This is a genomic window from Lentisalinibacter sediminis (assembly GCF_040706615.1).
In the GTDB taxonomy this organism is placed as follows: Bacteria; Pseudomonadota; Gammaproteobacteria; order Steroidobacterales; family Woeseiaceae; genus Lentisalinibacter; species Lentisalinibacter sediminis.
This window is the reverse complement of the sequence record NZ_JAPDRF010000008.1, coordinates 73,431-99,043: the sequence shown is the minus strand read 5'-3', so window position 1 is coordinate 99,043 and position 25,613 is coordinate 73,431. Positions and strand designations below refer to the sequence as shown.

Annotated in this window: 18 protein-coding genes; 12 read left to right on the top strand and 6 right to left on the bottom strand. The window is 65.6% G+C overall.

What is annotated here, in order from left to right:
* The first annotated feature begins 12 nt into the window (after positions 1-12).
* The 4 genes from ACJMKX_RS16945 (at position 13) to ACJMKX_RS16930 (ending at position 6,803) form a co-directional block, all read left to right on the top strand.
* Positions 13-321 (top strand): hypothetical protein, encoded by a 309-nt coding sequence (locus ACJMKX_RS16945; RefSeq protein ID WP_405228031.1) that lies wholly within the window; start codon positions 13-15, stop codon positions 319-321.
* An 85-nt stretch (positions 322-406) separates the two neighbouring features.
* Positions 407-1,942, top strand: a complete 1,536-nt coding sequence (locus ACJMKX_RS16940) for a Re/Si-specific NAD(P)(+) transhydrogenase subunit alpha (protein WP_405228029.1) — start codon at positions 407-409, stop codon at positions 1,940-1,942.
* Between the two features lie 9 nt (positions 1,943-1,951).
* Positions 1,952-3,343, top strand: a complete 1,392-nt coding sequence (pntB, locus tag ACJMKX_RS16935) for a Re/Si-specific NAD(P)(+) transhydrogenase subunit beta (RefSeq protein WP_405228027.1) — start codon at positions 1,952-1,954, stop codon at positions 3,341-3,343.
* Positions 3,344-3,350: 7 nt separating this feature from the next.
* Positions 3,351-6,803, top strand: coding sequence for a pyruvate carboxylase (locus ACJMKX_RS16930; protein WP_405228025.1), 3,453 nt, complete (start codon positions 3,351-3,353; stop codon positions 6,801-6,803).
* 7 nt (positions 6,804-6,810) lie between these two features.
* On the opposite strand, the gene ACJMKX_RS16925 is transcribed toward ACJMKX_RS16930, so the two are convergent.
* Entirely contained in the window at positions 6,811-7,686 is an 876-nt protein-coding gene (locus ACJMKX_RS16925; RefSeq protein WP_405228023.1) for an alpha/beta fold hydrolase, read from the bottom strand.
* 10 nt (positions 7,687-7,696) lie between these two features.
* Positions 7,697-9,265 carry a class I adenylate-forming enzyme family protein gene (locus ACJMKX_RS16920; protein WP_405228021.1) on the bottom strand — a complete coding sequence of 523 codons (1,569 nt, stop codon included), beginning with the start codon at positions 9,263-9,265 and terminating at the stop codon, positions 7,697-7,699.
* Between the two features lie 113 nt (positions 9,266-9,378).
* Between ACJMKX_RS16920 and ACJMKX_RS16915 the strand changes: the two genes are divergently transcribed.
* From ACJMKX_RS16915 to lpxL, 3 genes are all read left to right on the top strand, one after another.
* Positions 9,379-10,029: a TetR/AcrR family transcriptional regulator gene (locus ACJMKX_RS16915; RefSeq protein WP_405228019.1), complete on the top strand. Its 651-nt coding sequence runs from the start codon at positions 9,379-9,381 to the stop codon at positions 10,027-10,029.
* A 383-nt stretch (positions 10,030-10,412) separates the two neighbouring features.
* On the top strand, positions 10,413-12,650 hold the full coding sequence (locus tag ACJMKX_RS16910) for a TonB-dependent receptor (protein ID WP_405228017.1): 2,238 nt from the start codon (positions 10,413-10,415) through the stop codon (positions 12,648-12,650).
* A gap of 110 nt (positions 12,651-12,760) precedes the next feature.
* Positions 12,761-13,702 (top strand): LpxL/LpxP family Kdo(2)-lipid IV(A) lauroyl/palmitoleoyl acyltransferase, encoded by a 942-nt coding sequence (gene lpxL, locus ACJMKX_RS16905; RefSeq protein WP_405228015.1) that lies wholly within the window; start codon positions 12,761-12,763, stop codon positions 13,700-13,702.
* Between the two features lie 33 nt (positions 13,703-13,735).
* On the opposite strand, the gene ACJMKX_RS16900 is transcribed toward lpxL, so the two are convergent.
* Positions 13,736-14,779: a glycosyltransferase family 4 protein gene (locus tag ACJMKX_RS16900; RefSeq protein ID WP_405228013.1), complete on the bottom strand. Its 1,044-nt coding sequence runs from the start codon at positions 14,777-14,779 to the stop codon at positions 13,736-13,738.
* A gap of 193 nt (positions 14,780-14,972) precedes the next feature.
* Positions 14,973-15,734, bottom strand: a complete 762-nt coding sequence (locus ACJMKX_RS16895; RefSeq protein WP_405228011.1) for a glycosyltransferase family 2 protein — start codon at positions 15,732-15,734, stop codon at positions 14,973-14,975.
* 151 nt (positions 15,735-15,885) lie between these two features.
* Between ACJMKX_RS16895 and ACJMKX_RS16890 the strand changes: the two genes are divergently transcribed.
* The 4 genes from ACJMKX_RS16890 (at position 15,886) to ACJMKX_RS16875 (ending at position 22,109) form a co-directional block, all read left to right on the top strand.
* Complete coding sequence (locus ACJMKX_RS16890) at positions 15,886-16,317, top strand: hypothetical protein (protein WP_405228009.1); 432 nt, start codon at positions 15,886-15,888, stop codon at positions 16,315-16,317.
* A 76-nt stretch (positions 16,318-16,393) separates the two neighbouring features.
* Positions 16,394-17,665: a TolC family protein gene (locus ACJMKX_RS16885; RefSeq protein ID WP_405228007.1), complete on the top strand. Its 1,272-nt coding sequence runs from the start codon at positions 16,394-16,396 to the stop codon at positions 17,663-17,665.
* A complete protein-coding gene (locus tag ACJMKX_RS16880) occupies positions 17,662-19,002 on the top strand; it encodes an efflux RND transporter periplasmic adaptor subunit (protein WP_405228005.1) in 1,341 nt (446 codons plus the stop codon). Before ACJMKX_RS16885 ends, ACJMKX_RS16880 begins: the two co-directional genes overlap by 4 nt.
* Entirely contained in the window at positions 18,999-22,109 is a 3,111-nt protein-coding gene (locus tag ACJMKX_RS16875; RefSeq protein ID WP_405228003.1) for an efflux RND transporter permease subunit, read from the top strand. The genes ACJMKX_RS16880 and ACJMKX_RS16875 overlap by 4 nt, the downstream gene beginning before the upstream one ends.
* Positions 22,110-22,137: 28 nt before the next feature.
* On the opposite strand, the gene ACJMKX_RS16870 is transcribed toward ACJMKX_RS16875, so the two are convergent.
* Both ACJMKX_RS16870 and ACJMKX_RS16865 read right to left on the bottom strand, forming a co-directional pair.
* A complete protein-coding gene (locus ACJMKX_RS16870; protein ID WP_405228001.1) occupies positions 22,138-23,247 on the bottom strand; it encodes an alpha/beta hydrolase in 1,110 nt (369 codons plus the stop codon).
* Positions 23,248-23,668: 421 nt separating this feature from the next.
* On the bottom strand, positions 23,669-24,460 hold the full coding sequence (locus ACJMKX_RS16865) for a DUF3943 domain-containing protein (RefSeq protein WP_405227999.1): 792 nt from the start codon (positions 24,458-24,460) through the stop codon (positions 23,669-23,671).
* Between the two features lie 312 nt (positions 24,461-24,772).
* Here ACJMKX_RS16865 and ACJMKX_RS16860 point away from each other — a divergent pair, with 312 nt between their 5' ends.
* On the top strand, positions 24,773-25,573 hold the full coding sequence (locus ACJMKX_RS16860) for a class I SAM-dependent methyltransferase (RefSeq protein ID WP_405227998.1): 801 nt from the start codon (positions 24,773-24,775) through the stop codon (positions 25,571-25,573).
* Positions 25,574-25,613 lie beyond the last annotated feature (40 nt).

Genomic DNA, 25,613 nt, shown 5'->3' with positions numbered 1-25,613 from the left:
TAGACTGGGGTCATGGACGACGTGGTCCCCAGACCTTCTTCCCAGGGCATCTACATCCTCGCGGTCCTGTGGGCGCTGGTGATGCTGTCGGCGGCGGTCGCGCCACGCCTGGTGCCAGCGGATGGCGCGGCGCCGGGCGCCACGGCCACCCTGGCCGTGCTGGCTTTGCTGAGTCTGGCCGCATTGATCGCCGTGTGGCTGCTGCTGCAGACGCTGCCCCGCCTGCGCGTGCTGGGCCGGCTCGCCCGAGTGCTCGGCATCCTCCCCGCCGTACTGAATATCCTGGCCGTCGCCTGGGTCTGGCACCTCATCACCGTCTGACGCGGGGGCGATTCTTCCGTATCATTGGCGATTGGCCCGGCCCGCCGAAGGGCCCGATAACGAAGAACTCAACGTGGAGAACCCTATGAAGATCGGTGTGCCCCGGGAGACATGGCCCGGCGAGAAACGCGTGGCCACCACCCCGGATGTGGTCGGTCAGCTGATCAAGCTCGGATTCTCGGTGCAGGTGGAAAGCGGCGCCGGCAGCGCCGCGGATTTCTCCGACGCTGCCTACGAGGACGCCGGCGCGAGCGTCGTCGAGAACGCCCACGAACTCTGGAAGACAAGCGACATCGTGCTGAAGGTGCGCCCGCCGGAAAGCGAGGAGGTGGAACTCCTGCAGGAGGGCCAGACGCTGGTGAGCTTCCTGTGGCCGGCCCAGAACGAAGATCTCCTGAACCGTCTCGCCGAGAAGAAGGTGACGGTGCTCGCGATGGATTCCATCCCGCGCATCTCCCGCGCCCAGAAGATGGATGCGCTGTCTTCCATGGCGAATATCGGCGGTTACCGCGCGGTCGTCGAGGCCGCCCAGCATTTCGGCCGTTTCTTCACCGGCCAGATCACGGCGGCCGGCAAAATCCCGCCCGCCAAGGTGCTGGTCATCGGTGCCGGCGTCGCCGGGCTCGCCGCCATCGGCGCGGCCAAGAGCATGGGCGCCATCGTGCGCTCCTTCGACACCCGCCCGGAGGTCAAGGAGCAGGTGGAGAGCATGGACGCCGAGTTCCTGATGCTCGACTTCGAGGAAGAGGGCTCGGGTGAGGGCGGCTATGCCAAGGTGATGAGCGAGGAGTTCATCAAGGCCGAGATGGCGCTGTTCGCCGAGCAGGCGAAGGACGTGGACATCATCATCACCACGGCGCTGATTCCCGGCAAGCCGGCACCGAAGCTCATTACCACCGAGATGGTCGAGTCGATGAAGCCGGGCAGCGTCATCGTCGACCTGGCCTCCGAGCAGGGCGGCAACTGCGAGCTGACCGAGCCGAACGAGGTGGTGGAGCGGCACGGCGTGACCATCATCGGCTACACCGACCTGCCCAGCCGGCTCGCCGCCCAGTCCAGCCAGCTCTACGGCACCAACCTCCGCCACCTGCTGACCGACATGACGCCGGAGAAGGACGGCAACATTGTCGTCGACTTCGACGACGAAGTGGTGCGCGGCGCCACCGTCGTGAAGGAGGGTGAGATCACCTGGCCGCCACCGGCGCCGAAGATCAGCGCGGCACCGCCGCCGAAAAAGGAGGCCGAACCAGCCCCGGCACCGTCCGAGCCGAAGAAGCCGAGTGTCATGGGCCCGATCATCCTGTTCGGCGTTGGCGCGCTGGCATTGCTCGGCCTGGGTTCGGTGGCCCCGCCGTCGTTCATGCAGCACTTCACCGTGTTCGTGCTGGCGTGCTTCATCGGCTACATGGTCATCTGGAACGTGACTGCGTCGCTGCACACGCCACTGATGAGCGTCACCAACGCCATCTCCAGCATCATCATCATCGGCGCGCTGCTGCAGATCTCCTCGCCGGTGGGCTGGATCGCCTGGATGGCGGGCTTCACCGTGCTCATCACCGCCGTGAATATCGCGGGTGGTTTCGCCGTCACGCAGCGCATGCTGCAGATGTTCCGCAAGTAGGAGACAGACATGCCACAGGGAATCGTCACCGTCGCCTACATCGGCGCAACCATCCTCTTCATCCTTGCGCTCGGCGGGCTCTCCAACCAGGAGACCGCACGGCGCGGCAACTATTACGGCATGACGGGCATGGCCATCGCCCTGCTCGCCACCATCTTCGGCATCGTCACCGACAACTACGTGCTGCTGATCGTGGCGCTCGCCATCGGTGGGACGATCGGCCTGATCGTGGCGCGGCGGGTCCAGATGACGCAGATGCCGGAACTCGTGGCCATCCTGCACAGTCTCGTGGGTCTGGGCGCGGTATTCGTCGGCTACGTGAACTTCGGCGACCCGTCGGTGCACTTCACCGGTGTGGAGAAGACCATCCACGACGTGGAGACCTATCTCGGCATCCTCATCGGTGCCGTCACGTTCTCCGGTTCGGTGATCGCCTTCGGCAAGCTCTCCGGGCGCATCGGCGGCAGCCCGCTGCTGCTGCCCGCGCGCCACTGGCTGAACCTGGGGCTCCTGATCGGGGCTGTCTGGTTCGGTGCGGAGTTCGTCCAGCAGTCGGCGGCCGGCGGCGGATTCTGGCCGCTCGTCTTCATGACCCTCATCGCGCTGGCCTTCGGCGTACACATGGTAATGGCCATCGGCGGGGCGGACATGCCCGTGGTGGTCTCCATGCTGAACAGCTACTCGGGCTGGGCGGCGGCGGCCACCGGCTTCATGCTCAGCAACGATCTCCTGATCGTTACCGGCGCGCTGGTGGGCTCCAGCGGCGCCATCCTCTCCTACATCATGTGCCGGGCCATGAACCGCAAGTTCCTGAACGTGATCGCCGGCGGTTTCGGCACCGGCGGCGGCATGGCCGCGGCGGGCGACGGCGAGGAAGGGGAAGTGAACCCCATCACCCCGGAGGACACCGCCGCGCTGCTGGACGATGCGAAGGAAGTGATGATCGTGCCCGGCTACGGCATGGCCGTGGCCCAGGCCCAGCACATCGTCTACGAACTCACCCGTTTGCTGCGCGACAAGGGCGTGAACGTGCGCTTCGGCATCCATCCGGTGGCCGGCCGCATGCCCGGCCACATGAACGTGCTGCTGGCGGAGTCCAAGGTGCCCTACGACATCGTGTTCGAGATGGACGAGATCAACGACGACTTCCCGAACGTGGACGTCTCGATCGTGATCGGCGCCAACGACATCGTGAATCCGTCCGCCCAGGAAGTGCCGGACAGCCCCATCGCCGGCATGCCCGTGCTGGAGGTGTGGAAGGGCAAGACCACGATCGTGCTGAAGCGCAGCATGGCCACCGGCTACGCCGGCGTGCAGAACCCGCTGTTCTTCAAGGAGAACACGCGCATGCTGTTCGGCGACGCCAGGGAGAGCCTGGATGCCGTACTGAAGGCACTCTGAGCGTTCCGTGGCCGGCAAAACGATCACGAAGATCCTCGTCGCGAACCGGAGCGAGATCGCCATCCGGATCGTGCGCGCCGCCTACGAGCTGGGACTCGAGGCGGTCAACGTCTATTCCGACGAGGATCACCTCACCCTGCACCGCTTCGGCGGCCACGAGGCCTACCGCATAGGCCACGGCCTCACGCCCACGGGCGCCTACCTGGACATCGACGAGATGTTGCGGGTGGCGCGCCAGTCCGGTTGCGACGCGGTGCATCCGGGCTACGGCTTCCTGTCCGAAAACCCGGACTTCGCCGAGGCCTGTGCCGAGGCCGGCATCATCTTCATCGGTCCGAAACCGGAGGTGATGCGCCGACTCGGCAACAAGGTACAGGCCCGCCGGATCGCCGAGGCCGCCGACGTGCCGGTGATGCCGGCCACCGCGCCGCTGCCGGGCGACCCGGCCGAGATCTCCCGCCTGGCGGGGGAGATCGGCTACCCGGTGATGCTGAAGGCGAGCTGGGGTGGCGGCGGCCGCGGCATGCGGGTCATCGAGGACGAGCGCGAGCTGCGCAGCCAGATCGACATGGCCCGCCGGGAGGCGAAGGCCGCCTTCGGCAACGACGAGGTGTACCTGGAGAAGCTCGTGCGCCGCGCCCGCCACGTCGAGGTGCAGGTGCTCGGCGACGAGCACGGCAACGTGGTGCACCTGTTCGAGCGTGACTGCAGCGTGCAGCGCCGTCACCAGAAGGTGGTGGAACGCGCGCCGGCGCCCTACCTGGACGACGCGGCCCGGGAGGACATCTGCAACGCCGCGCTGCGGCTCGCCCGCTCGGTTGATTACTCCAATGCGGGCACCGTCGAGTTCCTCCAGGACGTCGATACTGGCGCCTACTACTTCATCGAGGTCAACCCGCGGGTGCAGGTGGAGCACACCGTCACGGAACAGGTGACCGGGCTCGACATCGTCAAGAGCCAGATACAGATCGCCGCGGGCGGGCGCATCGGCGACCCGGACACCTGCGGCATCCCGGCGCAGGCCGACATCGGCATGCGCGGCTCGGCGCTGCAGTGCCGGGTCACCACCGAGGACCCGCGCAACAACTTCATCCCGGATTTCGGCCGCATCGTCGCCTACCGCAGCCCGGCGGGCCCGGGCATCCGCCTGGATGCGGGCACCGCGTATTCCGGCGCGGTCATCACGCGTCATTACGACAGCCTGCTGGTGAAGGTCACCGCATCGGGCCAGGACGACCTGGAGGCCGTCCATCGCATGCGCCGCGCCCTGGGCGAATTCCGCGTGCGCGGTGTGGAGACCAACCTTGAGTTCCTGCAGGGCCTGGTGACCCACCCGCGCTTCCTCGAGGCCGATTACAACACCCGCTTCATCGACGAGACGCCGGAGCTGCTCGATCTGCCGCTGCCGCAGACCCATGCCACCAAGCTGGTGCACTACATCGGCGAGGTCATCGTCAACGGCAACGCCCAGGTGGAAGGCCGCGCGCGGCCGGCGAGCCGCCGGGCGCCGGAGCCGCCGCCACTGCCGGATCTGCCCGTGACCGACGGCGTGCGCCAGATCCTGGAGCGCGACGGCGCCGAGGCGGTCGCCCGCTGGCTCAAGGAGCAACCGCTGCCGGTGGTGACCGACACCACGTTCCGGGACGCTCACCAGTCGCTGCTCGCCACCCGCATGCGCTCGCTCGACATGCTGCGCATCGCGCCGCACTACGCGCGCCTGATGCCGGGCCTGTTCTCGGTCGAGTCCTGGGGCGGCGCCACCTTCGACGTCGCCATGCGCTTCCTGAAGGAAGACCCCTGGCAACGCCTGGCGGATCTCTCCGAGGCCATGCCGAATCTCATGCAGCAGATGCTGCTGCGGGCGTCGAACGGCGTCGGCTACACCAACTACCCGGACAACGTGGTGCGCCACTTCACCCACCGGGCGGCGGAGGCCGGCGTCGACGTCTTCCGCATCTTCGACTGTCTGAACTGGGTGGAGAACATGCGCGTCGCCATCGACAGCGTGCGCGAGACCGGCAAGATCGCCGAGGCGGCCATCTGCTACACCGGGGACATCCTGGACCCGGCGCGGCCGAAGTACGACCTGGCCTACTACGTGGAGCTGGCGAAGGAGCTCGAGGCGGCCGGCGCCCACATCCTTGCCATCAAGGACATGGCCGGACTGCTGAAGCCCGCGGCCGCGACGAAGCTGATCACCGCGCTGAAGCAGGAGATCGGCCTGCCCATCCACTTCCATACCCACGACACCAGCGGGGCCGCGGTGTCCAGCATCCTCGCGGCGGTGGCCGCCGGCGTGGATGCCTTCGATACCGCCATGGACGCCATGAGCGGTCTCACGTCCCAGCCCTGCATGGGCTCGGCGGTGGCCGCGCTCAAGTTCACCGACCACGACACCGGCCTGGACGAGACCCACATCCGCACCCTGTCCAATTACTGGGAGCAGGTGCGCGGCCAGTATGCGGCCTTCGAGCCCGACATCCGCGCCGGCGCCTCCGAGGTCTATCTCCACGAGATGCCCGGCGGCCAGTTCACCAATCTGAAGGAACAGGCGAATTCGCTCGGGATCGGCCGGCGCTGGCACGAGGTGGCCCGGGCCTATGCCGACGTGAACGAGGCCTTCGGCGACATCGTCAAGGTGACACCGTCTTCGAAGGTGGTGGGCGACATGGCGCTCATGATGGTGACCCAGGACATCACCATCGAGCAGGTCTGCGACCCGGAGCGTGACATCTCCTTCCCCGATTCCGTGGTGGCGTTTTTCGCCGGCGAGCTCGGCCAGCCGCCCGGCGGTTTCCCGCGCGACCTGCAGAAGAAGGTGCTGCGAGGCAGGCAACCCTTCACCGATCGCCCGGGCAAGCATCTGGAGCCGGTGGAGCTCGAGACCGAACGCGAGAAGCTGTCGGAGGCCATCGGCCGGCCGGCCTCCGAGGCGGACCTTGCCAGCCACAACATGTATCCGAAGGTCTTCGGGGAGTTCGAGGCCCACTGGCAGGAGTACGGCGACGTGAGCGTCCTGCCGACCCACGTGTTCTTCTACGGCATGGAGCCCGGCGAGGACATCACGGTCACCATCGTCGAGGACGGACGCCAGGCGGTGATCCGTTATCTCACGGCGTCCGAGGCCGACCCCGAGGGCGTACGCCACCTGTTCTTCGAGGTGAACGGCTGGCCGGCGTCGGTGCGCATCGCCGACAATGCGCTGGCCCACGACAAGGTCGTGCGCGAGCGCGCCGACCTGTCCAATTCCAGCCACGTCGCCGCGCCCATGCCGGGACTGGTGGTCTCCGTCGCGGTCGAGCCCGGCCAGAAGGTGGAGCGGGGCGATCCGCTGCTGACCATGGAAGCCATGAAGATGGAGACCGCGGTGTCGGCCGAGCGGGACGGCACCGTGAAGCGGGTGGTCGCCGCCCCCGGCGCCCAGGTCGAGGCGAAGGATCTGCTGATCGAGTTCGAGTAAGTCCGGCTCAGGGGAGGAAGGCGTCGATGCCGGCCAGGCAGGCCGGCTCGTTCAGCATCGGCACGTGGCCCCGGTTCGGCACCTGCAGTACTTCCAGATCCGGTTTGGCGGCGCGCATCTTGTCGACGATCTCCTCCGTCAGGATGTCCGACAGCAGACCATGGATCAGCAACGTCGGCGTGTCCGCCAGGCCTGCGAACAGCACCCAGGGGTCCTCGAGCTCGCCGCCGACCTCACGCAGCGCATCGCCGATCTTCGGGTCACAGTCGAGCTGCGGCACGCCGTGCTCGTCCTCCCGGTAGCCGGTGCGGGCATAGGCGAGCCATTCCTCGTCGGTGAGGTCGGGATAGGCGACGCCGTAGTTCGCCTTCGACAGCGTGACGGCATCCTCCCAGGAGCGGATATCCGGCGTCTTGCCGGCGTAACCCAGGATACGGGTCAGGCCCTCCGGCGCGATCTCCGGGCCGACGTCGTTCAGGATGACCCGGTCCACCAGCGCCGGCCGGCGGTGATTCAGCGCCATGGAGACCAGGCCTCCCAGGGAGGTGCCCAGGCAGACGATGCGCTCGAGGCCGAGTTCGCCGGCGAGTCGCTCCGTGTCCCGCACGTAGGTCAGCGGATGGTAGTTGCGCCATTCGGGGTCGTAGTCGGACAGACCGCGGCCGCGGAAGTCCGGCGAGATGACCCGGCGGCCCGGTGACAGGTCTTGCGACAGGTGATGTGCAATGGCCTCGAAGTCGCGGCAGTTTCGGGTGAGGCCGGGCAGGCAGAAGACGGGCGGTTGATCGTCGTCGCCGCCATGCGGACGATAGTCCCGGTAATGGAGACGCAGGCCGTCCTCGCTCTCGAAGTACTGGTCGCTGTAGTAGCTGGGATCGCTCATTCGTCGGGCCTCAGAGAGTGGTATCCGCGTAGTCCCGGCGCAGCTCGCGCTTCAGGACCTTGCCATTGGGATTGCGGGGCAGCTCGTCCACGAAGGCCACGCCGGCCACCCGCTGCTGCTTGCCCACCCGCTCGTTGATCCACGCCGCGAGTGCCTCGGCCTCGACCCCGGCGCCTTCGCCGCACACCACCACCGCGAGCGGCGTCTCGCCCCACTTTGCGCTCGGCACGCCGATCACCGCCACGTCCGCCACGGCGGGGTGGCGCGTCGCCACCGCCTCGATGTCTGCCGGATAGATGTTCTGGGCGCCGGACAGGATCATGTCCTTCTTGCGGTCGACGAGGTACAGGAAGCCCTCCTCGTCCAGACGGCCGATGTCGCCGGTGCGCAGCCAGCGCCGGCCCCGGTCATCGGTCCAGGTGGATTCCTCGTTGGCGTCGTCCCGGTTCAGGTAGCCGGTCATGAGCAGCCGGCCGTAGCCGACGATCTCGCCCGGCTCGCCCGCCGGCATCACCTCGTCGTCGTCGCCGAGGATCACGATGTCCTGGCCGGGGCAGGGCCGACCGACGGAGTTCATGCGCAGGGCCGCATCCTCGGGTTGCAGCGTCGTGACCAGTCCTTCGGTGAGACCGTACAGCTCGATGAAGTCGGAACAGATCTCGTCGTAGATCCGCTGCTTCAGCGATTCGTGCAGCGGCGAGCCGCAGCACATCAGGGTGTGCAGACTCGAAAGGTCATACTGCCCGAAGGCGGGATGTTCGAGGACGCGCTGGAACTGCACCGGCACCATGGCGGAGTGGGTGATTTCCTGTTCCGCGACCGTCGAGAGGAAGCGCTCGACGTCGAAGGCCGGCATGACCACGATGGTGCCGCCGCACCAGAAGGTGGCCAGCATCGCCACCCAGGTGATGTTGGAGTAGAGCCCCAGCGAGCACAGCGTGCGGGCGCCGCCGTGATAGCGCAGCGCCAGCGCCATGTCGTATGCCCAGGCCGCCCGACACTGGTGGGAATGCACGATGCCCTTCGGCAGGCCGGTGGTGCCCGAGCTGTAGATAATGTTGCACTCGTGATCCGCGCTCACGGGGTAGCCGCTCTCGCGGGGCGGGTGATGATCCCGCCACTCGGCGTACTCGATGAAACCCTCGGCTTCTGCGCCGGGGCCCGTGTGGCCGATCATGCGGCCAGTGAGTTCTTCGGGCAGCTCCTCACCCATGTCGGCCAGCCGCTGCACGTGCTCGTGGGAGGCGATGACTGCTTTCGCGCCGCTGTCGCGGATGAGGGTGAGTATGCCGTCATCGCTCACCGAGACGTTCAGCGGCACGGCCACGAAGCCGCCGTAGATCGTGCCGAACTGGGCCTCGGCCATCTCCAGGCCGTTGCGCATAAGGATGATCACACGGTCGCCGGGCTCGAGACCGAGTGCTGCGAGGCCGGCGGCCACGCTTCCCAGCCGTTCGCGATACCCGGACCAGGAGAGCGTCTCCCCGTTGCAGATCACCGCCGGCTTGTTCGCCAGCCAGCGGGCATTCAGGTCGATGATGCCGGGCAGATAGGCTTCCCCGGCGCTGAACCAGGCCATAGGCGATCCCCCTGCCGCCAATTTCAACGCTCGTTGAAGCGTATTTCAACATTTGTTGAGTTGCAAGGGGGCGGCCCCTAGAATGCGGAAACACTGACAGCACGGTGATCTGGATGGCGAAGAAGCAGCGCAAGACCGAAGCGACCCGGGAACGCATACTCAACGCTGCCGAGGAGTTGTTCGCCCAGCACGGCTTCGACGGCGTCACCGTGCGCCAGATCATGCGCAAGGCCGGGGCCGACGTCGCGCTCGCCTACTACCACTTCAAGTCCAAACGCGACCTCTTCGACGCCGTGCTGCTGCGCCACGCGGAGGTGCTGAACGACATCCGCCTGCAGGCGCTCGAGGAGGTGGAGGCGCGCCACACCGACGACCAGCCGAGCGTGGAGGAGATCATCGCCGCCTTCACCAACCCGCTGCTGCAGCTGCTGGTGGAGGACCACGAGAAGTGGAAGCACTACTTCGCGCTGATCGCCCAGATCAACAACTCGCCGGAGTGGGGCGGCGAGCTCATGACCCGCTTCTTCGATCCGCTGGTGAAGCGCTTCCTGGAGGCGCTGATGCGGGCGAAGCCGGAGTGGTCCGAGGCCGAGATCTACTGGTCCTATCATTTCCTTTCCGGTGCACTGACCCTCACCTTCGCCGAGACCGGCCGCATCGATAACCTGTCCGGCGGCCTGTGCCGCTCCACGGACATGGAGGCCATCAGCGACCGCATGCCACGCTTCGTGTCCGCCGGCTTCCGCGCCCTGGCAGAAGGGTAGGAGGGCCTTCAGGCCCAACCCGGCTTTCTATCGGCGTTGGCCCGCTGACGGGCCCGTAGCGGAAAGGCGTGGTACGAGTCAGCAGGCGCCGCTGACTGGCGCTTCCTTCACGCCACCACGAGGTGGCCGTCATGCGGAGGTATCCATCGCCGCGACCTTTTGTCGGGAGCAAGATGGATACCTCCGCAGGGCGGCCACAAAAGAACGGGGGTCTGGCAGGGCGGGTCGGGCCTGAAGGCCCTCCTACAGCCGTTGGCCTGCGGTCTTGTAATTCAACCAGCGTTGAAATAGGATTCATTCAGCGTTCGTTGAATTACGGCTGCAACGGCCCGAGCGCGGGCAGGCACTACGGTGCCGCTTATTCAACCATCGGGGGGTTTTTCATGTCTTTACGTTACCGCTATGCCCGAAAACTGGGTGCAATCCTGGCCGTCGCGTTGCCGGTGACCGGTTTCGGTCCGGTCGCCCTCGCCCAGACCGACGACGGCGCACGCGCCGTCGAGGAGATCGTCGTGACCGCACGTCGCCGCGAGGAGACGCTGCAGTCGGTGCCGATCGCCATCTCCGCATTCAATGCCAGCGAACTCGAGCGCCTGCAGGCGGATCAGCTCGACGGTATCCAGGGAGCCGTGCCGAACCTGAACCTGGTGCAGGGCCGTGGCTCGGCCTCCAGCGCCAACGTCTTCATCCGCGGTATCGGACAACCCGATGCCCTGCAGACCTTCGACCCGGCCGTGGGCATCTATCTGGACGACGTGTATATCTCGCGTATCCAGGGTGCGCTCTTCTCGCTCTACGATATCGAGCGCATCGAGGTCCTGCGCGGACCCCAGGGTACGCTGTACGGCAAGAACACGATCGCGGGCGCCATTCGCCTCGTGAGTCGCAAGCCGAGCCAGGAATTCGAGGCACGCGGCGAGCTCACCGTCGGCGATTACAGCCGGACGGCGGGTCGCTTCTATCTGACCGGCGGTCTGACCGACACACTTGCAGTGAGTTTCTCCGGCCTGATGGACCAGCGCGACGGCCTGGTCGACGACCCGATCAGCGGCCGCGAGTACAACGATCGCGACAACGCTTCCGGCCGCCTGGCGCTGGCCTGGGATCCGACCGAGAACTTCGAGGCGATCCTGGCCGTTGACGCCACCCGCCAGAAGAACGCGCTGACCATGGGACGGCTGGAGTCCGACCTGGTCCAGACGGATCTGGCGCTCGGGCCGGTGGTCCTGCAGCCAGCGCCTACGGGCGAGTACGATTTCGAGGCGTCCTCGGTACTGCCGAACGATCCGGGTCAGGATCTGACCCACTGGGGCACTTCCCTGACCCTGACCTGGGATCTGAACGACGCCTACACCGCCAAGTCCATCTCGGCCTGGCGCAGGCTCGAGGCCGACTTCTACATCGATATCGATGCCACGCCGTTCGAGGTGGGCGACGTCTTCGTCGGCATCGACCAGGAACAGATCAGTCAGGAGTTCCAGCTGCTGTACGATGCCGGCGGGGATTTCACCGGCGTCGCAGGTCTCTACTATCTGCACGAGAACATTGGCTCCGATCAGGAGGCCTACGCGGATGATTTCCTGGCTTTCGGTGGCCTGCCACTCGATTTCCTGCGGACCATCGGTGACGACCTGACGCTCGACAGCTATGCGCTCTTTGCGCAGGGAACGTATGCGGTCAACGAGCAGCTGTCGGCCACGTTCGGCATCCGCTACACCACCGAGGACAAGGAGTATTTCCGCACGACGAGCACGTTCTCCAACCTGCCCGCATTGACGTTCCCGCCCTTCGTCTACACGGACGACGACAGCTGGGACGCGGTGACGCCGACGCTGGCCCTCGACTACGAGGTCAACGAGCAGCTGATGTACTACGGCAGTATCTCCCGCGGCTTCAAGAGCGGTGGTTTCAACGGCCGTGCGAATTCGCCGGGCGACACCGGTGCGTTCGATCCGGAATACGTCTGGACCTACGAGGTGGGTAACAAGCGTACGATGGCCGATGGCCGGCTGCAGCTGAATACTGCGGTGTTCTTCAGCCAGTACGAGGACTTTCAGGCGCGCGTCGCCGAGGTGGTCGATCCCGACGCGCCGGTGCCGTCGTTCACGTTCCCCGTGCTGAACGCCGGCGAGCTCGACATCTGGGGCGTGGAAGTCGAGGCCAACTGGCTGGTGACCGACGAGCTGAACCTGGCGGCCCAGATCGGTTATCTGGATGCCGACTACAAGGAGTTCATCGACGACAGCCAGCCGGACAACGACCGTTCCGACGACGAGCCTCCGTTCGCGCCGGACTGGACGGCGCGTCTGGCGGCGACCTACACCATGGATCTCGGCGCCAACGGCAGCCTGACCCTGGGCGCGGATGCCAACTACCGCGGCAAGGCATGGCTGTCCGTGGACAACCGCGACGTGCTGACCCAGGACGACTACTGGCTGTTCAATGCGCTGGCCACGTGGACCTCCATGGACGAGCGCTGGAATGTGACGGCGGGCATCAAGAACATCGGCGACGAGGTCTACAAGACCGACGCGCAGGAGTTCTCCAGCGTCGGCAACATCCAGACGGCGTACTACGGCGATCCCAGAACCTGGTCGCTGTCGCTGGGCTTCCGCTACTAACGCCGATGTAGGAGGGCCTTCAGGCCCGATCGGTCAGGCCCGATCGAAACCGGTCGGGGCTGAAGCCCCTCCTACATAAATTCGGTGCGGGCGGCTAAACTGTCGGCCCTATGCGCGAAGACCGCCCCCGCCTGACCGCGTTCCTGCATCCCCGCTATTGGCCGACCTGGTTCGGCATTGGCGTGTTGCGCCTCGCCTGCCTGCTGCCGTACCGCGCCCAGATGCGTCTCGGCCGCACCCTCGGGCGAGTCGCGGCGAGATTGCTGCCCGGCCGCGTCGCGGTCGCCCGGCGTAATATCGAACTGTGTTTCCCTGACAAGTCGCGCGAGGAAGTCGATGCGCTCACTCGCGCCCATTTCCGTTCCCTCGGCATGTCGCTGCTGGAGACGGCGAGCGCCTGGTGGCGTAGCGACGCCTTCATCATGCCGCTGGCCACCATGGAAGGCGCCGAGCACGTAGACCGTGCCGTCGGGGAGGGCCGCGGGGCCATCCTGCTCACGGCCCATTTCACGACGCTGGAGTTCAGCGGCCCGGTGCTGCATATGAACCTGCCGCCCTTCGATGCCGTTTATCGCCGGCACCGCAGTCCGCTGGTTAACGAGATCTGGCGCCGCGGCCGCGAGCGTTCGGCCAGGCGCACGATCGAGAAGAGCGACATAAAGACCATGGTGCGCAGCCTGCGTGAAACGGTGCCGGTGTGGTATGCGCCGGATCAGAGCTACCGGCGCAAGCAGTCGGAGCTGATCCCGTTCATGGGCGAGCCGGCGATGACCAACACGGCCACCAGCGCACTGGCCAAACTCGGCAAGGCCGTGGTGCTGCCCCTGTTCCCGCGCCGGCTGCCCGATGATGCGGGTTACCGGATCACGATCTATCCGCCGCTGGCCGACTTTCCCTCCGGCGATCCGGTGTCGGATGCGACCCGGTACAACGAGATGGTGGCGGAGTGGATACGCGAAGCGCCGGCCGAGTACTACTGGGTGCACCGCAAGTTCAAGGGGCGTCCGGAGTCGATGCCGGACGCCTACAGAGACGACCATAAAACGGCCTAGTCTCGTTCTGAGACGCCGTGCGGTACGGTGCCGTCACGTCGAAAGGACGCGGCGATAGAGATCCATATAGCGGCTGGTCATCGCGTCCGGAGAGTAGGCCTCCGCCGCGGCCTTGCCAGCTTCTGCGTAGCGTTGCCGGAGTTCCGGGTGCCCGGCCAGTCGCTCGACCGCGGCCGTCAACGATTCCGCATCACCGGCAGGGATCAGCATCCCGTTCACATCGTCCGTGATGATGTCCGGGATACCACCGACGTCTGAGGCGACCACGGGCACACCGAGTCGCAGCGCGTCCAGCAGGATGGAACCGAGCCCCTCGTGCAGCGAGGGAAAAGCGAAGATGTCGAAAGACGCGAGATAGCTCGCGACATTGTCGACCTGACCGGCGAACCGGACGTTTTCGAGTCCCGACGCGGCCTCGCGGAACAGGGTCTCGTCCCGCCCGCTGCCGACGAGTACGAAAAGGACATCCGGCAGGGCTCTTGCGGCCGAAATGATCGCCATCTGCCCCTTGTGCGCTTGATCCAGCGCGCCGACGTTACCAACAGTGAAGGCTCCGCCATAGGAGGATCGCAACCCGTGCGTTCGCCGCGGGTCAGGTTCAACAGGGTTCCATGCGCTGGGGATAACCTCGGGCTGCAGTCGCGTATCGAATCGGCGTATCTGCTCGACGATGGCGTTCGAAAGCGCGACCAGTGCTGAGGCTCGCACATACATCCGGCGTGTAAGGAAATTGGACCGGATCGGATTATCGACTCGTCGGGTGACGATGTAGGGTGTGTTGAACAGGGTCTTCGACAGTGCGGCCGCCTGAATGGAACGTCCGTCGTGCACATGAATCAGAGAGGCCAGACGTGATTCATGGCAGGCGCCGAATATCGTGGATACCTCAGCAACATCCAGACTGTCTATATCCCGCAGGCGTTCGCATAGTGGTTGGGAGCGACGGGCGATAAGCTTCTGGCGGATTTTGCGTTTGGCGAGAGCTCGGATCAACAATTCCGTCTGGCGTTCGCCACCACGAAATCCGCGCGCGAGGTTGATGTGCGCAATCTTCAGGTGTTTCAGGGCAGAGTCCATCCGACCTCTCGATCAGCGTTTCTTGGAATCCGGCGATGGCTGGAGGTACCGGGTTTCAATCGGCGGTTCTGACGGAGTGTCAATCCAATCGAAGTACCAGCCTGAAAGGCCTCAAATTTTTGGACGGATTGATCGCGAACACAAGAATAGCTACAGAACGGTGCGTGCTGGAACATGGGCGTCCGACGAGATTTCAGCGGCCGGCATCCACACGCTGACGGGCGGTCGCCTTCATGTACTTGTAGAATACACCGTCCGCCTCGCCCCAGGCGATCACCAGCCCGCGCCAGCCTTCCAGGAAGCCGAGCCGCAGGAAGTAGGTGCGAAAAAAGGCCCACGCCGCACGCAGGAAAATCATGATGGGTGGTTTCGCCGCGGAGGAACGCGCTGCGCGCATCTCTGAGTAACGATCCGCTTTCTGCAGGAAGGCGCCGAGTCGCTCGACCGCTCGGTGTTGTAGCGGTGCCCGCAGACGAACCAGTACCGTCCCCACTCGGGGCTCAATGCGCTCGTGCACGTACGCCTCGTTGTAGTGATGACAATCGCGATGATAGAAGCGCGGCAGCCAATCGTTGCCCCATCCGGCATGACGTACGCGTTTGCCCATCAGGTAGTTGTGGCGGTCCACTTCAAATAGACGCGCATTATCCGAGAGATCCAGCGCATCGAGCTCGGCGATCAGTTCCTCGCTGGCCGCCTCGTCGGCATCGATGGACAGGATCCAGTCGCGCTCGGCGAGCCCCGCCGCGTGGTTCTTGGTCGGCCCGAAGCCCATGAACTCGCCGCTGAACCAGCGCACGTTCTCGTGCGCGCGGGCGATGTCCTCCGTGCCGTCCGTCGAGCCGTTGTCGTAGACCACCACTTCGGGCAGGGAGGCCAGGCTCGCCAGCGTCTCGGCCAGCGTGGCCTCGGCGTCCCGCGTGATGATGACGGCGGCGATGTCTGCGAGCGGCATGGGGGCGGATCCTTGCGTTTCCGGCGAATATTAACCCGGAACGGCCGGCGGCAGGCGGTCCGGGCCCGTCGCGGGCCTGGCGGGTGGGTCCGCGTCCATCGGCGGGCCGATGTCCGTTTTCGGGAACTGCGCATTGGACTGACGCCGCGGCATGGGTTCTAATTCCCGCATGCGCAGGCTGACCGCCATCGCCGTGATCGTGAGCATTCTGGCCGCCTCGGCCGGGGAGCTGGCCCATGCCTGCGCGATGGACCTTGCGCCGCAGCCCGCCGCGCAGACCGCCGGCGCGCTCGCGAACGACGGGGACGCCGCCATGCCCTGTCACGGCGCCCGACCGCAGGCGGCCGCCCAGGCCATGGCTGAGGGCATGGCTCAGAACATGGACTGCTGCGATCAGGATGTCCCTGCGGCCCACTGCATCGATTGTCTCTGCACCGCGGTCAGCATGCCGCTGAGCGCGCTGGAGACGGCGATCCCGCAGGCTCTGCCCGCGCCGGCCCGGCACGCGCTGCCGCTCTCTGCCGCACCGCCGCCGGAACGTCCCCCCGAGTACCTCCTCAGACCTCCGATCGTCCTCTCCTGACCGTCCGCCTGGCGGCGGACCGCTGTCGCACGCCTCCGCGCGGCGACTGGACGAAGACGAATGACGGAGACCTCACATGTTTATCCGACGCTGCGCGGGCATGCTGCTCGCGCTGAGCCTGACGGCAATATTCCTGCCGCGGGGCTGGGCCGCCGAGGAGGCGCCGCTCGCCCTCACGGCGGAGATGCTCACCGAGGAGGTGCTCGCCGCGAATCGGGCGCTGGCCGGGCGGCGTGCCGCCACCGCCGCGCTGCTGAGCGAGGCCGAAGCGGCAGACGACCTCGATGATCCGCGCCTCATGCTGGGCACGGCGCCAAACACCTTCGGCCACCGGGTGGACGGCCGGGGCCTGATCCAGGTCAGCCAGAGCCTGCCCTGGCCCGGCAAGCGCGGGCTGCGCGGCGATGTCGCGCTGGCCGTGGCCGAGGTTGCCGGAGAATCCGAGCGCGTGCTCGCCAGGGAGCTGGCAGCCCGGGCCGAAAGGCTCTGGGCGGAATGGTGGTATGTGCACGAGGCGCTGGCCCGCAGTGCGGAGGAGATTCGCCTGGTCGAAGAGCTGGAGCCCGTGGCCGAGGCGCAGTACGCCGCGGGCATGGGACTGCAACAGGACCTGTTGCGCGTGCAGACCCGGGCGCTGCGGCTCGAGCATCAGCGTCTCGCTCTCGCGCAGCGCCGCACTGCGCTCATCGCCGAGATCAACGCCCTGCGGGGACAACCGGCCGATGCGCCGCTGCCGCACCCGGCACCCATGCCGCCGACGCCTGTGGTGGCGCCGGAGTCCGAGCTGGCCGATGCGCTCGTCGCGAGCCATCCGGCGCTGGCGCGGATCGATGCCTCGCTCGCCGGCGCCCGCGCCCGGCTGCAGCTGGCGCACAAGGACTACTGGCCCGACTTCCGCGTGTACACGGGCTATGTCGGCACGCTGGACCCGGCGCAGAAGCGCTGGCAGGTCGGCGCCGAGATCAACCTGCCGTTCGGCGGCGACAGGCGGCGCTCCGCGGTCTCTTCCGCGGAGCTCGAACAGGACCGCCTGCAGGCCGAGCGGGAGGACTTGGCGTTCCGGCTCCGCGCCGAACTGCGCTCGTTGCTCGCCCGCCTCGACGAGGCGGAGCAGACCGTGGCGCTCTACCGGGACCGGATCGTGCCCCTGTCGCAGCAGGGACTGGACGCCGCCCGCGCCGATTTCGAGTCCGGCCGCGGGGAATTCGCCAACGTGATCGACGCGGAGACGGCTCTGCTCGATGCAAAACTCACGCTCGCCCGCGCGCGCGCCGACCGGCTGATGACCGTCGCCGGCATCGAGGCGCTGACGGGCATCGACGCCGACGTCGGGAGGACATTCCCATGAGACCACAATCCATTTTCTGGGCCATCGTGATTGTCGTGACGGCCATCTCCGGCGCGTTGGGCTTCTGGCTGGGCAGCACGGACGGCGATCAGACGCCCGGCGCCGCGGCCGAAGCCGGCGACAGCGGCGAGAGGGAGATCCTCTACTGGGTCGCACCCATGGACCCGAACTATCGCCGGGACGAGCCCGGCAAGTCGCCGATGGGGATGGATCTCGTGCCCGTCTACGCGGACGGTGCCGGCGGCGGCGACGCCGGCATCGCCGTCTCCTCAGCCGTGCGCCAGACACTGGGCGTGCGCACTGCAAAGGCGAAGCGAGGGGCGTTCGCGCGCCGGCTGGATACCGTCGGCTACACCGTCTGGGACGAGTCCACGGTGACCATGTATCACCCGCGGGCGGAAGGCTGGCTCGAGTCCTTCGCCGTCGCAAGCGTCGGCGATCGGGTCGAGGCGGGGCAGGTGCTCTACACGCTGTTCTCACCCAAGCTGGCCTCCGCGCAGCAGGAACTGCTGACGGCGCGGGCCTCGGGCAATGCATCGCTTGCCCGCGCAGCGCGGGATCGTCTGCGCGCGCTCGGCCTCACCGCGGAGCAGATTGCCGGCATCGAGCGCGGCGGCAGCGTGCAGCAGAACCTGCCCAGGCGCGCGGCGCAGGACGGGGTCGTGATCGCGATGGAGGGCCGGGACGGTAACTACGTCACGCCGGCCACCCATGTCCTGACCATCGCCAATCTCTCGACCATCTGGGCCGAGGTGGAGGTCTTCGAGCAGGACATCGGCTGGATGGCCGAGGGCCTGCCGGCCTATGCCCGCTTCGAGGCCTACCCGGGTGAGACCTGGGAAGGCCGGATCGCCTACATCTATCCGGCTCTCGACCCGAAGACGCGTACGCTCCGGCTGCGTCTGGTCTTCGACAACGCCGACGGCCGGCTCCGTCCGAACATGCTGGCGAAGGTGCGCATCCAGGGGGAGCCGCGGCCGGACGTGCTCCACATCCCGCGCGAGGCGGTGATCCGCTCCGGCGCCGGCGAGCGCGTGGTACTGGATGCCGGCGACGGCCGCTTCCGCGTGCAGCCGGTGGTGACCGGACTCGCGAGCGGCAGCGACGTCGAGGTGCTCGAGGGTCTGGCCGCGGGCGACCGTGTCGTGACCTCGGGGCAGTTCCTGCTGGATGCCGAGGCCGGCGGCGAGCAGGCGCTCGCAAGGCTGGAGGAACCGGATCCGCACGCCGGCCACGATATGGAGGAGATGGACCACTCGGGCCACGACATGGAAGGCATGGACCACGGCGGCCATGACGTGGGCGGCGACGGCGACGCCACGGAGTCCGGGCGATGATCGGCACAATCATCCGCTGGTCGATCAGCAACCGCGGCCTGGTACTCGCCGGCCTCGTTGCGCTGGCCGTTGCGGGCATGCTGAACCTGCGCACCCTGCCCGTGGACGCGATCCCGGACCTGTCCGATGTGCAGGTGATCGTCAAGACGTCCTACCCCGGCCAGGCACCCCAGGTGGTCGAGGACCAGGTGACCTACCCCCTCACTACGGCGATGCTGTCGGTACCGGGAGCGGAGACCGTGCGCGGCTACTCCTTCTTCGGCGACTCGTACGTCTACATCATCTTCGACGACGATACCGACCTGTACTGGGCGCGCTCCCGGGTGCTCGAGTACCTGAGCCAGGTGGCACCGCGGCTGCCCGCGGAGGCGCGGCCCGCCATCGGGCCGGATGCCACCGGCGTCGGCTGGATCTACGAGTACGCCCTGGTGGACCGCACCGGGCAACACGACCTTTCCCAGCTCCGCGCCATCCAGGACTGGTTCCTGAAATACGAGTTGCAGACCGTGCCCGGCGTGGCGGAAGTGGCCACCGTCGGCGGCATGGTGAAGCAGTACCAGGTGGTGGTGGACCCGGACCGGCTGCGTTCGTTCGACCTCACCCTGCCGGCCATCCGCGACGCCATCCGCCGGGGTAACTCGGAGGTGGGCGGCTCGGTCATCGAGATGGCCGAGACCGAGTTCATGGTGCGCGCCACCGGCTACATCGAGGGCCTCGAACAGCTGCGCCAGATCCCGGTGAAGATATCGCCGGAAGGCACGCCGGTGCTGCTCGAGGAGGTGGCGGAGATCCGGCTTGGGCCGCAGCTGCGGCGCGGCATCGCCGAGCTGGACGGCGAGGGCGAGGTCACCGGCGGCATCATCGTCATGCGCTTCGGCGAGAACGCCCAGCGGACCATCGATGCGGTGAAGGCGCGCATCGAGGAGCTGCGCCCGAGCCTGCCCGAGGGCGTGGAGCTCGTACCCACCTACGACCGTTCGGAGCTCATTGGCCGCGCCATCGACACGCTGCAGGGCAAGCTGGTGGAGGAGTTCCTGCTGGTGGCGCTCATCTGCGCCATCTTCCTGCTGCACGCCCGCTCGGCGCTGGTGGCCGTGGCCACGCTGCCGCTGGGCATCCTGGCCGCGCTCCTCATCCTGCGCGCGCAGGGCCTGAACGCCAACATCATGTCGCTGGGGGGTATTGCGATTGCCATCGGCGCGATGGTGGATGCCGCCATCGTCATGATCGAGAACACTCACAAGCACCTGGCGGAGGACAAGTCCGGGCGCAGCCGCTGGGAGATCGTGGCCAGCGCCACCACGGAGGTGGGGCGGCCCATCTTCTTCTCGCTGCTGATCATCACGCTGTCCTTCCTGCCCGTCTTCACGCTGGAGGCCCAGGAGGGCCGGCTGTTCGCGCCGCTGGCCTGGACCAAGACCTGGGCCATGGCCGCCTCGGCGGCGCTGGCCATTACGGCGGTACCGGTACTGATCGGCTATCTCGTGCGGGGCCGCATCCGGCCCGAGGAGGCCAACCCGGTGAATCGTGCGCTCACCGCCGCCTACCGGCCGGTGATCGGCTGGGTCAGCCGGGCGCCGTGGCTGTTCGTCGTGGCGGGTCTGTTGCTGATGCTATCCGCCCTGTACCCGGCCAGCCGGCTCGGCACCGAATTCATGCCACCGCTGGACGAGGGCGACTGGATGTACATGCCTACCACCCGGCCGGGGTTGTCCATCGGCGAGGCCGGGCAGCTGCTGCAGCAGACCGACCGGCTCATCAAGAGCGTGCCCGAGGTGGCCCAGGTGTTCGGCAAGATCGGCCGCGCCGAGACCGCCACCGACCCGGCGCCGCTCACCATGATCGAGACGCTGATCCGCTTCAAACCGGAGAGCGAGTGGCGGGAAGGCTATGACATCGAGGACATCCGTGCCGAGATCCGCGAGCGGGTGCGGCTGCCCGGCGTGACCAACGCCTGGGTGATGCCCATCAAGACCCGCATCGACATGCTGGCCACAGGCATCAAGACGCCGGTGGGCATCAAGATCAACGGGCCGGACTTGGAAGTGATCCAGGGGCTGGGCGTGCGCGTCGAGGAACTGCTGCCCGAGGTGGAGGGCACCGCTTCGGTGTTTGCGGAGAAGGTCGCCGGCGGCCGCTACGTGGTGGTGGACATCGAGCGGGGCAAGGCGGCCCGCTACGGGCTGAATATCGCCGACGTGCAGACGGTGGTCATGAGCGCCGTGGGCGGCATGAACGTGACCGAGACCGTGGAGGGTCTGCAGCGCTTCCCGGTGAACCTGCGTTATCCACGGGCGGTGCGGCAGAACGTGGAGGCCATCCGCGAGCTGCCCGTGGTGACCCCGGGCGGCGCCCGCATCCGTCTCGGCGATGTGGCCAGGGTGGAAGTGGAGGACGGCCCGCCCATGCTGAAGAGCGAGAACGGGCGGCTGACCGGCTGGGTGTACGTGGACATCGAGGGCCGCGACGTGGGCTCCTACGTGGCAGCCGCCCGTGAGCTCCTGCGCGAGCGGCTGGACCTGCCGGCCGGCTATTCGCTGAACTGGTCGGGACAGTACGAGTACATGGAGCGGGCGAAGGAACGCCTGGCGCTGGTGGTGCCGCTGACGCTGGCCATCATCGCGTTGCTGCTGTATCTGGCCTTCCGTGGCCTCACGGAGGTGCTGATCGTCCTCGGCACGGTGCCCATGTCGCTCACCGGCGGCATCTGGCTGCTGTACTGGATGGACTTCGACCTCTCCGTGGCCGTCGCCGTGGGGTTCATCGCGCTGGCCGGCGTCGCCGTCGAGATCGGCGTGCTGATGCTGGTGTACCTGGATCTGGCGTTGGCGCAGCACCGGGAGCAGGGCGGCGGCGTCAGCCGCGAGGAGCTGCGCGAGGCCGTGCAGGAGGGTGCGCTCAGGCGCCTCAGGCCCATCGTGATGACCATGGCATCCATTGCACTGGGGCTGTTGCCCATTCTGTGGGGCGGCGGGACCGGCGCCGAGGTGATGCAGCGCATCGCCGCGCCGATGGTGGGCGGCATGGTCAGCACGCTCGCGCTGGCGCTGCTGGTGATACCCGCGATCTACCTGATCTGGAAGCGCCGGGGTGCGACCACCGCCTGATCCTCGTCCGACGGAGACCGTGGAAGCGTCAGGCGGCGGCGCTCTCGCGCCGGCCGGGATGGCGGCTCAGGAATTCGGCGATGCGGCCGATGGCCTCCCGCGCCTCGGCGGAGACCGGCTCGAACAACTGCCAGACATGCACCATGTCCGGCCAGAGCTGCAGCTCCGCCGGGGAACCCGCCTCCCGCGCCTTGTTGACGTAGCGGCGGCAGTCGTCGGTGAGCATCTCGCTGGTCGAGGCCTGGATCAGCGTCGGCGGCAGGTTCGAGAGGTCGCCGAAGATGGGCGAGATCAGCGGATTCTGCGGCTTCATGCGAGCCAGGTAGAGCGTGGCGTAGGCCAGCGCCCAGCGCGGCACCCGCATCAGCGGGCCGAGCATGGGCCCCAGCATCTCGTCGGTAACGATATTCGAGCGCATGCTGGGGCTGGAGTAGGTGCTGTCCGTGATCGGCGAGAGCGCCACCGCGGCATCCGCCTGGCGCAGTCCGTGGTCGCGGATCCAGGCGATCAGTGTCAGCGTGAGATTGCCGCCGGCGGAATCGCCGGCCACGTAGGCATCGGCAGGCGGGCTTTCGCCGTCCGGCCCGTGCTCCAGCATCCAGCGCCAGGCCGTCTGGCAGTCCTCGATGCTCGCCATGCGGGGATGCTCCGGCATCAGGCGGTAGTCGATGGCCAGTACCGAGACGCCCGCGCTACGGGACAGCGCCGCGGTCAGTGTGCGGTGGCTCGAGGGGCTGCCCACGTAGAAGGCGCCGCCGTGGATGTAGAGAAGGCGGCGGGTCGGGTCCGCGTCCGGCGCCACAACCCATTCGGCGGGGACGCCGCCGGCATCGACAGTCTTGCGCTCGACGCCCAGGTCCTGGTCGGGGATGACGTCGGTGAAGCCCTTGTCCACCAGTTCCCGGATCGTCTGCAGCCGTCCCTTGCGCGGCGCCGCCTGGATCTTCCCCTCCAGGTCCTTCAGCAGCAGGCTGATCTGCTTGTTGTCCTCGCCGGGCCGGTCGGCTGCACTCGCGAGCTTGCCGGCGGGCTGATCGTAGCGGCCGAGGTCGGGACCGCGCAGAAAGACGCGGGCGCCCGCCCACAGCAGCGCGATGACGAGAATGATGTAGAGCAGGACTTGCAGCAGGGTGTCCATGAGTTCTCCGACGGCGATGAATACCGACAGTTTACCGGAACCGAACCAGTGACTTCAGTGGTCACTCCAACATGGGTGAGATCCGCTCGTCGAAGCTGTTTGTGCGTGAATCATCGAGATTCGCGTATCGCACGCCGCGGGCTGTTAGGAGAAGATGGTCGGTATCTTGGGCACCCGCGCATGATCGATCCGTGTCGCGAGCAACTACGTACTACGCTCTACAGCGGATATCCCACGAGGTAGAGGATCGTCGAATTAACTTGAGCGTGTGACTTCAAGTCGATTCCAGAAGATGTTTCCGGTGAAATGCCGAAAGGCATAAAAAGGATCGAGCGAAAAAGTCATCGCCCAGCTCTCGTTCGTTCTCAACCAAGGACGAGAAAACGAGCCTTCATGTTCTGTCGAACCGGATCGGAAGTCGTCACCATCGATAATGAAACGTCAGTTCCAAACCGTCGAACTTCCTACCGCCATGCTTGACGTCCGTTCCCGGCGGCTGGACGTTTCTAGACGACTCACGTGCAGCAAGAACCGGACGCAAATTGACTGACAGCGTCGACCCGCTATTGGTTTCGATGCCGAACAATCTGGCAACACCCTGATTCAAGGCGCCAAGAGGGTCGGTAACGCCAAGTATGAATTTCTCGGTCCAACGTAGCTCTCGACTTCGCGACCGAATTCGGCCACGGATATTGTCGAACCAAAGTCCCAATGCTACTCCTGCTACCGGTGTGACGATAAGATCTTGAACAGAAGGCTGCTCCAAGAAGGACTCGACACCGAATTCGTAGACTGAAGAGTAGAACACGGCTATCCAGAATGAGCCCTGGCGAGAGAAACCTCGTTCGCGACCACGAACGTAATAACCGGCCCCCCAATAGGGATGCAGTACGTAGTTGACGGCCCAGTGGTCTTTATCCCATGTTGGGTCGGTTACGTTTTTCCGCCACTGTTCGAAACCGAGATTGTCTTTTTCTTCTTCGTTCCAGTTCGAATATTCGAACGGGGCATGATAGATGATAGCGGTCGCTGCAACCTGCCAGCCAATGAGGCTATATAAGTCGCGCCGCATTCCCACCCAATCGGGTTCTGCATAAGCTTCGTCCTTGGCGATCGCCAGGCCAGTCGTGCATGACATGGACAGCAACGTGATCGCATTGATCGATAGAATGAATCGCGACCGGGCAATTAACGCTGTCAGTAGACTAATCACCGACTTGCAGAGTAAACAGGGGAATCACTTGTTTTATTCTCCCGGCGCGGTTACCTCGAGCAATCTGAGGATCTCTTATTCTATTCCGAAAGAACATACGTACATGAAGAAGCTGCTCTAACTCGATCGAGGCCCTGCTCCGCATTCCTAATCGGCCTATCACTATTGAGTTCGGCCTCCTCTTGCCCCTCGGCTTGCGCGACATTCTTTCCCTCCGTATCGCCTCCGGAAATCGAAAGGGTGTGTTGACCGAGTCCGGTTTGCTATCGTCTTACCTGCAAGATCAATCGGTACGAAAAAAGGGTAAATCTAATGACCACGAATGTTGATCTGTACGATAGTTCTTACAGTAATTATTCGCTGGAAACATATAGCGAAATCCGGCGCGAAACCTATGGGGAGGACTACGGGCAAACGAGTTGGGTTTCAACTGCGGAGTCTCATGAAATACCTGAGTTACTTCAGCTGTCAGCTGATTCATCGGTCCTGGAAATTGGATGTGGATCCGGGGGGTACGCTGTAGGCTTGGCGAAACGTATCGGCTGTCGGATCGTAGGGTTCGAGATAAATGCATCGGGCGTCAAAACAGCCACTGCTCTGGCTGAAAATGAAGAAGTCAGCGATATCGTAGAATTCGAACAACATGATGCGTCCAAAAAACTACCCTATGAAGATAATTCGTTCGACGCCATCTATTCCACTGATGTCCTGTGTCATGTTCCTCTTCGAAAACAAGTTCTAACCAACACGCAACGGTTACTCAAAACCGGCGGGCGATTCGTTTTCAGTGATGCCCTGGTCATTGGTGGGGTAGTTTCCAACGAAGAGATCGAGACTCGAAGCTCGGTGGGAATGTATTTCTTTAGTCCCCCGGGTGTGAATGAGCAACTAATCGAAGAATCCGGCCTCACGCTCCTTGAAGCTCGTGATACCACGGAGAATTCTGCTCGATTGTCTAAACGTTGGCATGATGCGCGCGAAAAAAGAAAAGACGCGCTAATCGAATGTGAAGGCAATGAAAATTTTCTAGGAGTGCAGCGATTCCTGGAATGCGTTCACACTCTGACTTCAGAGAGGCGTTTGTTGCGGTTCTTATATACTTGTGAGAAGTAGACAAGCGATTACTGCCCGAATACCGGGCATAGAAACGTGC

Bases quoted from the DNA above. Each gene is read 5' to 3' on its own strand.
- ACJMKX_RS16945 (WP_405228031.1), top strand. From the start codon at position 13: ATGGACGACGTGGTCCCCAGACCTTCTTCCCAGGGCATCTACATCCTC.
- ACJMKX_RS16940 (WP_405228029.1), top strand. From the start codon at position 407: ATGAAGATCGGTGTGCCCCGGGAGACATGGCCCGGCGAGAAACGCGTG.
- pntB (WP_405228027.1), top strand. From the start codon at position 1,952: ATGCCACAGGGAATCGTCACCGTCGCCTACATCGGCGCAACCATCCTC.
- ACJMKX_RS16895 (WP_405228011.1), bottom strand. From the start codon at position 15,734: ATGCCGCTCGCAGACATCGCCGCCGTCATCATCACGCGGGACGCCGAG.
- ACJMKX_RS16925 (WP_405228023.1), bottom strand. From the start codon at position 7,686: ATGAGCGATCCCAGCTACTACAGCGACCAGTACTTCGAGAGCGAGGAC.
- ACJMKX_RS16875 (WP_405228003.1), top strand. From the start codon at position 18,999: ATGATCGGCACAATCATCCGCTGGTCGATCAGCAACCGCGGCCTGGTA.
- ACJMKX_RS16885 (WP_405228007.1), top strand. From the start codon at position 16,394: ATGTTTATCCGACGCTGCGCGGGCATGCTGCTCGCGCTGAGCCTGACG.
- ACJMKX_RS16880 (WP_405228005.1), top strand. From the start codon at position 17,662: ATGAGACCACAATCCATTTTCTGGGCCATCGTGATTGTCGTGACGGCC.
- ACJMKX_RS16910 (WP_405228017.1), top strand. From the start codon at position 10,413: ATGTCTTTACGTTACCGCTATGCCCGAAAACTGGGTGCAATCCTGGCC.
- ACJMKX_RS16900 (WP_405228013.1), bottom strand. From the start codon at position 14,779: ATGGACTCTGCCCTGAAACACCTGAAGATTGCGCACATCAACCTCGCG.
- ACJMKX_RS16890 (WP_405228009.1), top strand. From the start codon at position 15,886: ATGGGTTCTAATTCCCGCATGCGCAGGCTGACCGCCATCGCCGTGATC.
- ACJMKX_RS16920 (WP_405228021.1), bottom strand. From the start codon at position 9,265: ATGGCCTGGTTCAGCGCCGGGGAAGCCTATCTGCCCGGCATCATCGAC.
- ACJMKX_RS16860 (WP_405227998.1), top strand. From the start codon at position 24,773: ATGACCACGAATGTTGATCTGTACGATAGTTCTTACAGTAATTATTCG.
- ACJMKX_RS16915 (WP_405228019.1), top strand. From the start codon at position 9,379: ATGGCGAAGAAGCAGCGCAAGACCGAAGCGACCCGGGAACGCATACTC.
- ACJMKX_RS16870 (WP_405228001.1), bottom strand. From the start codon at position 23,247: ATGGACACCCTGCTGCAAGTCCTGCTCTACATCATTCTCGTCATCGCG.
- lpxL (WP_405228015.1), top strand. From the start codon at position 12,761: ATGCGCGAAGACCGCCCCCGCCTGACCGCGTTCCTGCATCCCCGCTAT.